Source organism: Bacteroides sp. RTP31139st1_H2_RTP31139_211217, from assembly GCF_040227615.1.
Taxonomy (GTDB): domain Bacteria; phylum Bacteroidota; class Bacteroidia; order Bacteroidales; family Bacteroidaceae; genus Bacteroides; species Bacteroides uniformis.
Genome location: NZ_JBCNZM010000315.1, coordinates 1 through 469 on the forward strand (window position 1 = coordinate 1; position 469 = coordinate 469).

Here is a 469-nt window from a genome sequence, read left to right on the forward strand (position 1 = left end):
GTCGTCAAGTTGCGTAAGAGTGGGGTGCCTATGCCCCGTACTCCGCAAGTGGATGCGGAACGTTGTACGCATTGCGGATATTGCGTGAAGCATTGTACTGCAGGAGCCATTATAAAAGGAGACGAGTGCAATACGGTTGCAGAGAAATGCATCAAATGTTGTGCTTGTGTGAAAGGCTGTCCGCAGAAGGCGCGCACGTATGACACGCCGTTTGCCGTATTGCTTTCCGATTGCTTCAAGAAACAGAAGGAGGACAGAATCATTCTGTGATGGCTACTGGTCGATGGTTGATACGACCAACACTTTCCGGGTTTTTTCGTCTATTCTGAAACGGTTGTCCACCCGTTCTCCCACCAGCCAGATGATGTCATCTCCGCAGCAAAGCACCCATTGCCGTTCTTTGCGCAGAAGGGAGAACTTGCGGTCGGTCAGGTAGTCGCTTACCTTCTTCCGGCCTTTCATGCCGAAG

General features: G+C 51.4%; 1 protein-coding gene and 1 pseudogene. One reads left to right on the forward strand and one right to left on the reverse strand.

The features are described 5' to 3' along the window. On the forward strand, positions 1-270 hold a 270-nt coding region (locus ABUA47_RS24465; RefSeq protein ID WP_349832255.1), incomplete at its 5' end, for a 4Fe-4S binding protein. Between the two features lie 3 nt (positions 271-273). On the opposite strand, the pseudogene ABUA47_RS24470 reads toward ABUA47_RS24465, so the two are convergent. Next, a pseudogene (locus ABUA47_RS24470) lies at positions 274-469 on the reverse strand (tRNA lysidine(34) synthetase TilS C-terminal domain-containing protein); the annotation flags it as partial.